Below are 14,068 nucleotides of genomic sequence, written 5' to 3'. Positions count from 1 at the left end.
AAAAATCGCAGAGAATTCGAAAACTCATTTGATTGCTATCCGAAAAAGACAGTGTATGAGTTTTATATTAGGGAGTCTACAGGAGGAATGAAAATTAGGCAAAAAGAACATAATGCAATTCATGTTAGCCTATTTTCTAATAGTGGAAGTTATATTACACTTTACTTAAGGAATTTTACGTCAGAGGATTTGGTGGCTGTGATGAATTCATTAATCAAGCAGAAGAAAGAACTTGGATATGAGCGGTTGATTTGCTTGTTATCAGAGCTCAAAAATGATGAACGCTTAAGTTTATTGATGAAGTTATCCAAAATGAAATAAACATACTGGGACGAGTATCTCAGTGTGTTTTTGTGGTAAATTTGTCTTTAAAATAGATAAGATAGATTATTTGATAAAGCCATTGTATTAGATGATTGGTTTGCCAACAATGTAACAGATGAATTATTCATTCAGCTAGAGCTGGATAAAAACGCACCAAAATTGGTGCGTTTTTATTTTTTGTGCTATAATAGAAATAAATAAAAGGAGGAGTTACATGATTGGAGAAAATATAAAAACGTTACGTAAAACACATAAATTAACGCAGCCTGAGTTTGCAAAGATTGTTGGTATCTCTAGAAATAGTCTGAGTCGTTATGAAAATGGGACAAGTCGAGTTTCGACAGAATTAATAGATCGTATCTGCAAGAAATTTAATGTTTCGTATATCGATATCGTAGGGGAGGAAAAAATGCTCACACCAGTAGAAGATTATCAATTAACTCTGAAAATTGAAGTGATTAAAGAACGAGGGGCGAATATCTTAGCGCAACTTTATCGTTTTCAAGATGAACAAGGAATTGCATTTGATGATACTTTAAATCCTTGGGTTCTAATGAGCGATGATTTGTCTGATTTGATTAATACGAGGATTTATCTTGTTTCAACTTTTGAGGATATAGAGCGATTTAATGGCTATTTGGATGGTATTGAACGTATGCTAGAACAAGCTACTCATCTGGTGGTGGCTTAATGAAACTAGAAGAATTTAGTCAAGATAATTTTGAACAAGCCTCCAAACGGCTTATCCGTTCTTTAACTCGTGGAAAAACAACCTCATCTCATCCTAAGGCTATTTTGCTCGGTGGACAGAGTGGTGCTGGGAAAACAACGATTCATCGTATTAAACAAAGGGAATTTCAAGGTAATATCATTATCATTGATGGGGATAGTTATCGCTCTTTTCATCCGAACTACCTTGGCCTACAGGAAAAGTATGGCAAAGATAGTGTGGATTATACAAAAGTATTCGCGGGACAAATGGTTGAATATCTTGTAGATGAGTTGAGTAAAAAAGGTTATCATTTATTAATCGAGGGTACCTTGAGAACAACAGAAGTTCCCCGAAAAACGGCCCAATTATTGGCAACTAGAGGATATCAAGTCTCACTTGCACTGATTGCGACCAAGCCAGAATTGTCTTATCTCAGTACCTTGATACGTTATGAGGAGCTCCATGCTATAGACCCTAGTCAAGCAAGAGCGACTCCCAAAGAGCACCATGACGGAATTGTAGAACATTTAGTTGATAACTTACGAGAGTTGGAAACGGCTAAACTTTTTAGACAAATTCAAATTTATCAAAGAGATCAATCGTGTGTTTATAATTCGGAAGTAGATCAAATCTCAGCAGCAGAAGTTCTACACGAATGCCTATTTGGAAAATGGAACAAGGTGGAAAAAGAGATGTTGAAGATAGAGCAGGAACGGTTGAGAGAGTTGGGGGAAATTGATAAGTGACGAAGGGATAATTTATGAGTACATTTAAAAAAGTAATTTATTTTTGTACCAGATTTAACTACTCATAATCTATGGGAATTGGTTGAACAGTATAAAACAGGGAATTTAAGAGATTATGAATAGGGGCATTTTAAGTAATGTAAAGAAAAGCAAAGAATATGCAAAGTGTTTGTTTTAAGGCAATTATCACAAGTTAATTTTTAAAAATAATTTAGTATTTTTTGTTTTTTTGACCAAATCATGACCAAATCATGACCAAAATTAAATTTTTAGAAATTAATATAAAGTAAAGTAGATCAAGAAATTGGTCTATTTTTTGTGAAACAGTATTCAGAGTTATTAAAAAATATTCTATCATTTTCACTATGAAATTGTTCTGTCCATTTAAAAATGTTGGAAGAGATTTAATAGTATTTTTGGTTTATAGAACAGATATAAAGTTTTAAATATGATTACGCTTTAAAAAATGTTGTATTTTATTGTGTTATCCCTTGACAATTTTATTTAGAAAATATATGATAAGGATAATGACAGCGGTGTCATTTTGTCTGATATAAAAAAATTTAGTGATAGATAGTAAAAAAACAATAAAAAATTTGGAGGTGTTTTATGAAGCATTTTGTTCACAATGAGGTTTTTAGTATTCGGAAACTTAAGGTTGGATTGTGCCCTGTTTTGGTAGCGGTTTCATTCCTAGGGGTACAAAGTGTTTTTGCTGATGAAGTAGTTACAAGTGCTCCTCAAATATCTATGAATGAGCTTTATACTTCGACCACCAATAGTATAGAAGGTTCTTCAACTAGTAATCATGACAATCCTACTGGGATTGACTCTTCTACCTCACAATTAACCGATAGTAAAGTTGATTCTCCTTTGATATCTAATAAGGAATATAAAGAAGATGGGGTAAATACTGGATCTTTTGAAGATGAAATGAAAGATTCTCCGCTAGTTTCTAATAGTGCCCTTTCTAATTCAACTATCAAAAGTTTAGAAGGTTCCTTAACTAGTAATCATGTCAGTTTGACTGATTTTATTACTACTTATTCAAAGTCAGTTAGTTCTGAGAACGAAGTTGCAGATACTTCTAATAGGAATGAAGTGGGAGATAGTAACACTGCTTTAGAAAAAGGGACTGAAATTTCGGCTTTAAGTGTAAAAGATTATGGTGCAGTAGGTGATGGTGTATCAGATGATAGACAAGCAATTCAAGATACAATAGATGCAGCTGCTAAAGGATTAGGTGGAGGAAAAGTATATTTTCCTGAAGGGACTTATTTAGTTAAAGAAATTGTCTTTTTGAGAAGTCATACACACCTAGAAGTACATGAAAAAGCTACAATATTAAATGGTATCAATATCAAAAATCATCCTTCTATTGTATTCATGACAGGTTTATTCACTGATGATGGAGATCAAGTTGAGTGGGAACCAACCGAAGATATCAGTTACTCTGGTGGAACAATTGATATGAACGGAGCTTTGAATGAAGAGAGGACAAAAGCTAAGAATCTTCCTTTGATCAATTCTTCAGGTGCATTTGCTATTGGGAATTCAAATAACGTAACTATAAAAAATGTAACATTCAAGGATAGTTATCAAGGGCATGCTATTCAAATTGCAGGTTCGAAAAATGTATTAGTCGATAATTCTCGTTTTCTTGGTCAAGCTTTACCTAAAACTATGAAAGATGGGCAAATTATAAGTAAGGAGAGTATTCAGATTGAACCATTAACTAGAAAAGGTTTTCCTTATGCTTTGAATGATGATGGGAAAAAATCTGAAAATGTTACTATTCAAAATTCATATTTTGGTAAAAGTGAAAAATCAGGTGAATTAGTAACTGCAATTGGGACACATTATCAAACTGCAACAACTGAAAATCCTTCAAATATTAAAATTCTAAATAATCATTTTGATAATATGATGTATGCGGGCGTTCGCTTTACAGGATTTACTGATATTTTAATAAAAGGAAATAGGTTTGATAAGAAAACTAAAGAGGAAAGTGAACACTATCGTGAAAATGGTGCTGCTTTAGTTAATGCTTATAGTTATAAAAATGTTAAAGACGTATTAGATCTGAATAAACATGTGACTATTACTGAAAATGTATTTAATATTGCTGATGCTAAAACAAAAGCAATACGTGTTGCAAAAGATAGTGCAGATTATCTTGGAAAAGTAACTGATATTACTGTAACAAAGAATATCATTCATAATAATTCGCAAAATACTAAACAGCCAAATATTGAATTATTAAGAGTCAGCAACAATTTGGTAGTATCTGATAATATCATCTCGGGAGGTAAAGACGGAATCGTAATTGAAGAATCCGCTGGAACTATCACTGTCCTAAATAATCAACTTTCCAATTTAACAGGAAATCATGTTTCTTTACTTAAAACTGATTTTAATGGGACCAGCTCAGACACAAATAATAGTGTCGGTGATTTTAATATTATAACTGAGAATGAAAGTTATAAAATCTTTTCGCAAAATTCAGGTAATCACTCAGACAACCACTCAGATAAGCATGTAGAGGAAATAAAACCTGTAGCTGAAAACAAAAATAATTTAGCTAATAATTACTCAGTAAAAAGTGTAGATGATAAAATTGAAAAATCAAATCATGATTCAGGTAATGTAGTAACAGGAGAAATTTCACAAAAACAATATGACGTAACTAATGTTAGTGAAGTAGTTAAGACAAAAAATAATCAACATGCATTACCAAAAACTGGATTAAATAAAATGGTTGAGTTGCTTTTAACTATTATTGGAATTTGCCTTCTATTTGGACAATGGAGTTTAAAACGTCGTTATGAAGATAGATAGAATTTGCTCAATACAAGGTAGTGCTAAAGAGAACGAAGATAGCGTAGATTACAAAAATCAATATTTCTGGATTATAGATGGAGCAACAGATTTATTTAATTCAAAAGATTCTATAGGTTATTCAGTTTCGGAAGTATCTCATCTTATTTCTGAGTGTCTCAAGCAGTATTGTAACGATTCTTTATCATTGAAGAAAATTTTCGAGCTTGCTTTAGATGACGTTAGAAAAATAATAGAGATAGATAAGTGTGAGTTTGATGATTATTACCAGTTACCAACTTTTGCCTTTATTTTTGCGAAATTATCTGGTTTAAAATTAGAATACATAATGATTGGCGATTGTGTTATGATAGTCAACAATCAAGTGATTACAGATCATAGAGTAGATTGTCTTTTTGAGCAAGGAAAATTTACAATCAAATCTAATGATGAAGCTGATAAAAAGACTATATTACAAAATATTAGGAAGCTAGCTAATAAACCAGATGGATATTGGATAGGTTCACTAGACAAAAGTAGTATAAATCATGTTATCAATGGTAGTTTGGAAGTAACTAGTAATCATATTGTTTTAATGACTGATGGTTTTTACGATTTTTATACTCAAAATTCAGGCTACAATTTTGGAGAGTTAATTGAAATGAGAAAAGAATCTACAAATATTGATCCTATTTATGGTAAAAAAGATGATGCAAGTATTTTGATAATTGATGTTTAAAATAATTTCATCATATGATGAACTATAAAGACAGTTATCTATACGAGTTCTTTATAGTGCAATTGATTATTGAGGTTAGATAATGTTGAGAAAGCATTTTGACAATGAAATTATTGAGTTGTCTAATAATCTAGAAGATATATGGATTTCTATAATAAAAAAATATGAAATTATATTTGATGACTTAACCGAAGTTCAAAAACAAAGTATTATAGATAATGATTTAGTTATTAATGAAGCAGTTGTTACAATAGATATGAAAGGTATTGAACTCATCTGTTTACAACATCCTGTTTCTGTTGATTTGAGAAGAATTATAACTATAGTAAAATTATCCACAGATATTGAACGTATTGGTGATCGAATCATTGAAATAGTTAAGAATTTAAAAAATATTCATACAATGCATGAATGGGGACCATTATTTTATGAAATGCTAAAAATACATTTTATTATAGGGGATCACTTAAAGAAAACTCTAACATGGTATAAGAATAGAAACTATGAACCTGACGTATATGACTATAATAAAAAATGTAAGTTGATATCTGGTCTATGTCAAAAACTAGGAGACAAAGTAGTAGAGAACTTTCTTATTGAATTCTCAAATGTTGATGAAGCTATTGTATTTTTAGAAGTTATTAATATTCTTGATAAGATATCCCATACAACACAATCTATTTATAAATGGTTAGATTATCAGGAAATTGGAGTATTATAGTTAAAGAGGAGTATATATGCAGACAATAGTAGATAATTTTGCTAATAAAATTATTGAATATGGAATTTATAAATCGATGGACCAAATATATATAAAAAATAGAATATTGGCTTTAATCGGTGAAGAAGGAACTGATAAGATTTCAAATGAGAGTGATCTTAAAAAATTAAAAGACAATTTAGTAGAAATAGCTTTAAAGAATGGTAAAATTGCTGATTTAGCTGAGGCAAAGGAATGTTTAGGTGCAGAGCTGATGAATTTTATCGTTCCATTACCAAGTCGCCTTAATGATATTTTTTGGAGTTCATATGATGTTTCGCCACAGGAAGCAGTTGAAGAGTTCTATCAGTTAAGTAAAGATAGCGACTATATTAAATTGTCAGCTATCGCTAAAAATATAGCTTTTCATACTGAAACTAATTATGGTTCACTTGAAATTACAATCAATTTATCAAAACCGGAAAAAGATCCGAAAACAATCGCGGCAGAGAAATTGGTAAAGTCATCTAATTATCCAAAATGTTTACTTTGTATGGAAAATGAAGGTTATCAGGGGAGAATAAATTATCCAGCACGTGCAAATCATAGAATTATTCGGTTGGAACTGGGAGACGAAGTATGGGGTTTCCAGTATTCCCCATACTCATATTTTAATGAGCATGCGATATTCTTGAATAGTCAACATGTACCAATGGCTATTACGTCCAAAACATTTGAACAATTATTGGAGATTGTTGATATTTTACCAGGGTATTTTGCTGGTTCAAATTCTGATCTTCCTATCTCAGGAGGTTCTATTCTTAGTCATAATCACTACCAGGGAGGAAAACATATTTTCCCAATGGAAAAAGCAAAATTTGAGAGAGAATTTCTTTTTAAAGACTTTGAGGATGTTAAAGCAGGTATTGTAAAATGGCCGATGTCAGTGATTAGGCTACAAGGTGAAAATAAAAATCGTTTGGTAGAATTAGCTACTAAAATCCTAAATATCTGGAGAGAATATTCAGATTTAGAAGTAGACATCATTGCTAAGTCTGAAGATATTCCACACCATACGGTGACTCCTATTGCTCGTAAAGTGGATGGAAGATATGAATTGGATATTGTTCTGAGAGATAACCATACTACTAAACAATACCCAGATGGTGTTTACCACCCTCATCAAGATGTACAACATATTAAAAAGGAAAATATTGGGTTAATCGAAGTGATGGGACTTGCGATTTTACCACCTCGTTTGAAAACAGAGTTAGAAGAAGTTGAGAAATATCTTTTAGGAAAAGATAACGCAATTGCTGATTATCATTTAGAATGGGCCGTTCAATTGAAAGAAAAATATCCTGGACTTAAAGAGGAGGAGGCTCATAGCGTTGTTCAACATGAAGTAGGGCAAGTATTTGCGAGAGTTCTCGAAGATGCAGGTGTTTATAAGAATACTCAAACCGGACATGAAGCATTTATGAGATTTGTTAAATCGGTTGGAATTAATTAGGAGGAAGTAAAAATGGCAATATTGGTAACAGGCGGAGCTGGTTATATTGGTAGCCATACCGTAGTAGAATTACTAAATTTAGGTAAGGAAGTCGTTATTGTCGACAACCTTTCAAACTCAAGCATTTTAGTATTAGATCGTATTGAAGCAATTACAGGGCAACGTCCTGCGTTTTACGAATTAGATGTTTGTGATAAACAAGGATTGAGAAAAGTTTTTGAACAAGAATCTATTGAGGCTGCAATTCATTTTGCAGGATACAAAGCTGTCGGCGAATCCGTGCAAAAGCCTGTAATGTACTACGAAAATAATATTATGAGCACATTAGCTCTTGTTGAAGTGATGTCAGAGTTTAATGTTAAAAAGATTGTGTTTTCATCGAGTGCGACTGTATACGGCATTCACAATCAATCACCCCTTATTGAGACGATGCCGACAAGTGCAACGAATCCGTATGGGTACACAAAAGTGATGCTTGAACAAATTTTAAAAGATGTTCATGTAGCAGATTCAGAGTGGAGTATTGCGTTGCTTCGTTATTTCAATCCGATTGGTGCTCATGAGTCGGGGTTGATTGGAGAAGATCCATCAGGAATTCCTAACAACTTAATGCCTTTTATTGCACAAGTAGCGGTAGGTAAGCGACCAGAGCTAAGTGTTTTTGGAGATGATTATGATACGGTAGATGGTACTGGTGTTCGCGATTATATCCATGTAGTGGATTTAGCGATAGGGCATATAAAAGCTTTAGAGAAAGTATCTGAAAAAACAGATGTTTATATTTATAACCTTGGTTCAGGAGAAGGCACAAGTGTATTACAACTTGTAAATACATTTGAAAGTGTCAATAAGGTTCCAATTCCTTATAAAATTGTTCCAAGACGATCAGGAGACGTTGCGACTTGTTATGCAAATGCGGATAAGGCGTATAAGGAATTAAATTGGAAGACTACAAAAACGGTCGAAGACATGTGTAGAGATACATGGAATTGGCAATCAAAAAATCCTAATGGATACAATAAATAAAAAAGTTCGAGTAGTCTTGTAATATGTATATATTAAAAAAATTAAAAAAAACAATGAAAGCGCTTGACAAAGTAAACGATTACATTGTATAATATAAACATGAATGACACCGATGTCAAAAAATAAAAAAGAAGGTCTTTTTATGAAAAACTTAACAAAAATTAAGTTCAAAGAGAACGGGGAATTTAATCATTTCCCGGGGAATACAGTTGTAGCAAATCTTTATACTAATTCAGATTTGATGGAAGTTGTTGATATCATTCAATCACGCTATAGAGAGTTACCATTTATAGATAAATTCACATTAACTCCAAGAGATTCTATTCATATGACTGTAATTGAATTGCTTTGCCATGAAAATCGTGAGCCAGAATTTTGGAGTAGCCATCTACCATTGGATACGCCATTACAAGAAATTCATGATTACTTTGCAAAACAACTAGAAATTTTCCCATTGCTAAACGAAGATATTCATATGCGTGTGACTGAAATGGGAAATCAAAACATTTTAGTAGAACCAGCCGATGAGAAATCAGCTAAACGATTAGAAGAAATTAGAACATATGTTTCTGAAAAAGCAGGTGTTCGATTCCCTAATCATGATCGCTATCAATTCCATATCTCAATTGGATATCTTCGAGTTCCATTAACTGAAGAAGAAAATGAAGAGTTTACTAAAGTGAAAAAGGAATTAACGGAAGTTCTGCTTGAAAAGATTCCTGTCATTACAGTAAATCGTATCGATTACACAGTATTTGAAGATATGAGACGTTTTGTTCCATATTGTGAAAAATTTTAAAATAAAATTATAATTAAAAATAAAAAGGAGATTTCATATGAAAAAATCTAAATTATTATCGTTTTTAGCTGCAGGGGTTGCGGTTACAACATTGGCAGCATGTTCAGGTGGTTCAACTAATTCATCAAATTCTTCGAGCGATACACCTCAATCAGAAGAAAAAGCTGACAAGAGCCAAGAATTAGTAATTTATTCTAACTCTGTTTCAAACGGACGTGGGGATTGGTTAACTGCTAAGGCTAAAGAAGCTGGTTTCAATATTAAAATGGTTGACATTCCAGGTGCTCAGTTGGCCGATCGTGTTATTGCTGAAAAAAATAATGCAGTAGCTGATATGGTATTTGGTATTGGAGCTGTTGATTCAAATAAAATTAGAGATCAAAAATTATTGGTACAGTACAAACCTAAATGGTTAGATAAAATTGACCAATCTCTATCAGATAAAGATAACTACTACAATCCTGTAATTGTTCAGCCATTGGTCTTGATTGGTGCTCCTGATGTTACTGAAATGCCTAAAGATTGGACTGAGTTAGGCAGCAAATATAAAGGTAAATATTCAATTTCTGGACTTTCAGGGGGAACAGGGCGTGCGATCTTGGCAAGTATCCTTGTTCGCTATCTCGATGATAAAGGAGAATTAGGCGTTTCTGAAAAAGGTTGGCAAGCAGCTAAAGAATATTTGGAAAATGCGTACACTCTTCAAAAGGGTGAAAGTTCAATTGTTAAAATGTTAGATAAGGATGACCCAATCCAGTACGGTATGATGTGGGGTTCTGGTGCATTAGTTGGACAGAAAGAACAAAATGTTGTATTTAAAGTAATGTCTCCTGAAATTGGTGTCCCGTTTGTAACTGAACAAACAATGATTTTGAATACTAGTAAGAAACAAGCTTTAGCTAAAGAATTTATTGATTGGTTTGGTCAAACAGAAATTCAAGTAGAGTACAGCAAAAACTTTGGTTCTATTCCTGCAAATACTGAGGCAGTGAAAGAGTTACCAGAAGCTACTAAGAAATTTGTTGATCAAGTGAAACCGCAAAGTATTGATTGGGAAGCTGTTGGAAAACATTTGGATGAATGGGTTGAAAAAGCTGAACTAGAATATGTAAAATAGGACATAAGTGTAAATTTTAAAATTCCAGGTCTCTCTAAAGTTTCTAAACCTACATGAGAAATTAAGAGAGACTTTTCATTTATAAGTAAAGGAAGTTAGTAATATGATTAAATTTGATAACATTCAAATTAAATACGGTGATTTTATCGCGATTGATAATCTAAATTTAGATATTAAGGAAGGAGAATTCTTTACCTTCCTTGGACCATCTGGATGCGGTAAATCAACAACTTTGAGAGCTTTGGTAGGTTTTTTAGACCCTTCATCTGGAAGCATTGAGGTTAATGGGAAAGATGTTACTCATATGGAGCCAGAAAAACGTGGAATCGGGATCGTATTCCAATCTTACGCACTATTTCCAACAATGACAGTTTTTGATAATATTGCATTCGGTCTAAAGGTTAAAAAAGTTGCTCCAGATGTTATTAAAGCCAAGGTTTCTGCAGTGGCTGCTAAAATTAAGATTTCAGATCAACAATTGCAACGTAACGTTTCAGAATTATCTGGAGGACAACAGCAGCGTGTAGCTTTAGCTCGTGCTCTTGTTCTGGAACCTAAAATCCTATGTTTGGATGAACCCTTGTCAAACCTAGATGCAAAATTACGTGTGGATTTGAGAAAAGAGTTGAAACGTCTTCAAAAAGAATTGGGAATTACGACTCTATATGTTACACATGACCAAGAGGAAGCGTTAACGCTATCTGATAGGATTGCTGTTTTTAATAATGGTTTTATTGAACAAGTGGGAACACCAGTAGAAATTTATCATAATTCTCAAACAGAATTTGTATGTGATTTCATTGGAGACATTAACGTACTTACAGATGAAACTGTTCACGGAATTCTTCTAAATAATGCTCATGTTCTTTTGGAAGATAAAAAAGGTTACATTCGTTTAGAAAAAGTTCGCTTCAAACGTGAAACGGATCAGGATTTTGTCTTAAAAGGTTCAATTATTGATGTGGAATTTTCAGGAGTTACAATTCACTATACTGTTCAGGTATCTGAAAATCAAATTCTTAATGTAACAAGTATCGATAGTCAGTCAGCTATTAGATCTGTCGGAGAAAGTGTGGAATTATTTATCACACCATCAGACGTTCTGCAATTTTAAGGAGGTGCAGTATGCGTCATAAATTAAATTGGAAAGATTGGCTCATTCGTTTAGGCTTAATCTGGTTCTTGGTAACTTTCATCATTTATCCAAACTTTGATTTAGTAGTTAATGTATTTGTGAAAGGTGGGGAGTTTTCACTTGATGTCGTACAACGAGCTCTTAAATCTCAACGTGCGATTCAGAGTATTATGAACAGTTTTAAGTTAGCATTCTCACTAATTATAACTGTTAATGTTGTTGGTGTACTTTGTGTATTGTTTACAGAATATTTTGATATTAAAGGAGCTAAAATATTAAAACTAGGATACATGACGTCACTAATCTACGGTGGAGTAGTTTTGGCTACTGGTTATAAATTCGTTTATGGACCATATGGAATGATTACCAAATTTTTACAAGGTATTATTCCATCTTTAGATCCTAACTGGTTTATTGGTTATGGTGCAGTTCTATTTATTATGACATTTTCTGGTACTGCTAATCACACCTTATTCCTAACTAATACAATTCGTAGTGTAGACTATCATACTATTGAAGCTGCACGTAATATGGGTGCAAAACCATTTACAGTGTTTAGAAAAGTAGTATTGCCAACTCTTATTCCTACTTTATTCGCTCTGACAATTATGGTTTTTCTAAGTGGGTTATCAGCAGTAGCAGCACCTATGATTGTTGGTGGGAAAGAATTCCAAACTATTAACCCAATGATCATAACATTTGCTGGAATGGGAAATTCTCGTGACTTAGCCGCCTTTCTAGCAATTATTTTGGGTGTTGCCACTACGATTTTGCTTACTATTATGAACAAGATCGAAAAAGGCGGAAATTATATTTCTATTTCTAAAACGAAAGCACCTTTGAAAAAACAAAAAATCACATCTAAACCATGGAATATCATTGCACATATGGTTGCTTATGCTTTGTTCACTGTTTTCATGTTACCATTGATTTTCATTGTATTGTATTCATTTACTGACCCAGTTGCAATACAGACAGGAAACTTATCATTATCAAACTTTACTTTAGATAATTATAAGTTATTCTTTAGTAATAGTGCTGCGTTCTCTCCATTCTTAGTCAGCTTTATATACTCTATTATTGCTGCAACTACTGCAACAGTTCTTGCTGTTGTGTTTGCGCGAGTAGTTCGTAAACATAAAGCTCGATTTGATTTCTTGTTCGAATACGGAGCTCTTCTTCCTTGGCTATTACCAAGTACACTTCTAGCAGTTAGTTTATTATTCACTTTCAACCAACCTCAACTTTTAGTCTTTAACCAGATTCTAGTTGGTAGTTTAGTAATTTTGCTAATCGCTTATATTGTTGTAAAAATTCCATTCTCTTATAGAATGGTACGTGCAATCTTATTTAGTGTTGATGATGAGATGGAGGATGCTGCTAGAAGTATGGGGGCTTCACCATTTTACACAATGATGAAGGTTATTATTCCTTTCATCTTGCCGGTTGTTCTCTCTGTTATCGCACTGAACTTTAACTCTTTATTGACCGATTTCGATTTATCTGTATTCCTTTATCATCCATTGGCTCAACCATTAGGTATTACGATTCGTTCTGCAGGTGATGAAACAGCAACATCTAACGCACAAGCTCTTGTATTCGTTTATACAATTATTCTAATGATTATTTCTGGAACTGTGTTATACTTCACACAGAGACCACGCGGTAAGAAAAGGAAATAGTAATGCAAACATCCAGCATAGGACTATCGAACATCGAAATTATAATTAGAGTCGTATTATCTTTGGTCATTGGAAGTATTATTGGCTTAGAAAGAGGAAGTAAATCTCAACCAGCAGGTATTCGTACACATAGTATTGTTTGTATGGCTGCTTGTTTAATTATGATGACTAATGAATTCGTATCTTATAAGTTTGGAACAGGAGATCCGACACGGTTAGGTGCTCAGGTTATATCTGGTGTTGGTTTTCTTGGAGCTGGAACAATTCTAATCACAGATAAAAAGAAGGTTACGGGTCTGACAACTGCAGCAGGAATCTGGGCTTCAGCAGGAATAGGTTTAGCTATTGGAGTAGGTTTTTATGAAGGTGCTCTGTTAGTAGCTATTTCTGTTTGGAGTGTGATTTCTATGTTTCAGCCTTTAAAAAAATATCTTCAAAGTCGTTCAAAAGTTATTGAATTATATATTGTAGTTAAATCTACTGAGGCATATAATCGAGTATTAGTTTATTGTGCAGAAAATGGAATTCGATTGAATGATTCAAGAACTGCTTTTGGAGATGTTAATTCTGAAAGAATTGAATATTTTGATGTTCCAGACAAAAGAATAGCATCATTTATGACTCTAGAACTTTCAGGTAAGTTTGAACATCTTAAACTGATGGAAGAAATAGCAAATATTGTTGGTGTTATTTATGTTGAAGAAGTTAGTTGATATAGAATAAACAAAGGGGCAGTTATTCTTGTCTCTTTGTTTTTT

At 33.0% G+C, this 14,068-nt stretch carries 13 protein-coding genes; all 13 read left to right on the top strand.

The annotated features are described in order from the left end of the window. Positions 1–87 precede the first annotated feature (87 nt). The 13 genes from GOM48_RS08210 (at position 88) to GOM48_RS08150 (ending at position 14,023) form a co-directional block, all read left to right on the top strand. Positions 88–321, top strand: coding sequence for a hypothetical protein (locus tag GOM48_RS08210; RefSeq protein ID WP_235097106.1), 234 nt, complete (start codon positions 88–90; stop codon positions 319–321). A 217-nt stretch (positions 322–538) separates the two neighbouring features. Continuing rightward, a complete protein-coding gene (gene pezA, locus GOM48_RS08205) occupies positions 539–1,015 on the top strand; it encodes a type II toxin-antitoxin system antitoxin PezA (protein WP_000578854.1) in 477 nt (158 codons plus the stop codon). Next, positions 1,015–1,782: a type II toxin-antitoxin system toxin PezT gene (pezT, locus tag GOM48_RS08200; RefSeq protein ID WP_000762940.1), complete on the top strand. Its 768-nt coding sequence runs from the start codon at positions 1,015–1,017 to the stop codon at positions 1,780–1,782. Before pezA ends, pezT begins: the two co-directional genes overlap by 1 nt. A 609-nt stretch (positions 1,783–2,391) precedes the next feature. Beyond that, on the top strand, positions 2,392–4,620 hold the full coding sequence (locus GOM48_RS08195) for a glycosyl hydrolase family 28-related protein (RefSeq protein ID WP_235097105.1): 2,229 nt from the start codon (positions 2,392–2,394) through the stop codon (positions 4,618–4,620). Then, complete coding sequence (locus GOM48_RS08190) at positions 4,607–5,338, top strand: protein phosphatase 2C domain-containing protein (protein ID WP_000687248.1); 732 nt, start codon at positions 4,607–4,609, stop codon at positions 5,336–5,338. The genes GOM48_RS08195 and GOM48_RS08190 overlap by 14 nt, the downstream gene beginning before the upstream one ends. Before the next feature lie 82 nt (positions 5,339–5,420). Beyond that, positions 5,421–6,059 (top strand): phosphate signaling complex PhoU family protein, encoded by a 639-nt coding sequence (locus GOM48_RS08185; RefSeq protein WP_033585727.1) that lies wholly within the window; start codon positions 5,421–5,423, stop codon positions 6,057–6,059. Positions 6,060–6,075: 16 nt separating this feature from the next. Next, the gene (gene galT, locus GOM48_RS08180) at positions 6,076–7,551 is read left to right on the top strand and encodes a UDP-glucose--hexose-1-phosphate uridylyltransferase (protein ID WP_235097104.1); all 1,476 of its coding nucleotides are present in this window, start codon (positions 6,076–6,078) and stop codon (positions 7,549–7,551) included. Between the two features lie 12 nt (positions 7,552–7,563). Next, complete coding sequence (gene galE / locus GOM48_RS08175; protein ID WP_235097103.1) at positions 7,564–8,577, top strand: UDP-glucose 4-epimerase GalE; 1,014 nt, start codon at positions 7,564–7,566, stop codon at positions 8,575–8,577. A gap of 142 nt (positions 8,578–8,719) precedes the next feature. After that, positions 8,720–9,376, top strand: coding sequence for a DUF1868 domain-containing protein (locus GOM48_RS08170; RefSeq protein ID WP_000793817.1), 657 nt, complete (start codon positions 8,720–8,722; stop codon positions 9,374–9,376). 37 nt (positions 9,377–9,413) lie between these two features. Then, the gene (locus GOM48_RS08165; RefSeq protein WP_000748691.1) at positions 9,414–10,493 is read left to right on the top strand and encodes an extracellular solute-binding protein; all 1,080 of its coding nucleotides are present in this window, start codon (positions 9,414–9,416) and stop codon (positions 10,491–10,493) included. A 103-nt stretch (positions 10,494–10,596) separates the two neighbouring features. After that, positions 10,597–11,607: an ABC transporter ATP-binding protein gene (locus GOM48_RS08160; RefSeq protein ID WP_000589129.1), complete on the top strand. Its 1,011-nt coding sequence runs from the start codon at positions 10,597–10,599 to the stop codon at positions 11,605–11,607. 11 nt (positions 11,608–11,618) lie between these two features. Continuing rightward, positions 11,619–13,310 (top strand): ABC transporter permease, encoded by a 1,692-nt coding sequence (locus GOM48_RS08155; protein WP_235097102.1) that lies wholly within the window; start codon positions 11,619–11,621, stop codon positions 13,308–13,310. Between the two features lie 2 nt (positions 13,311–13,312). After that, positions 13,313–14,023, top strand: coding sequence for an MgtC/SapB family protein (locus GOM48_RS08150; RefSeq protein WP_195216408.1), 711 nt, complete (start codon positions 13,313–13,315; stop codon positions 14,021–14,023). The last annotated feature ends 45 nt before the right edge of the window (positions 14,024–14,068 follow it).

Source organism: Streptococcus oralis, assembly GCF_021497885.1.
Classification (GTDB): domain Bacteria; phylum Bacillota; class Bacilli; order Lactobacillales; family Streptococcaceae; genus Streptococcus; species Streptococcus oralis_BQ.
This window is presented reverse-complemented; position numbering and strand designations above follow the sequence as displayed.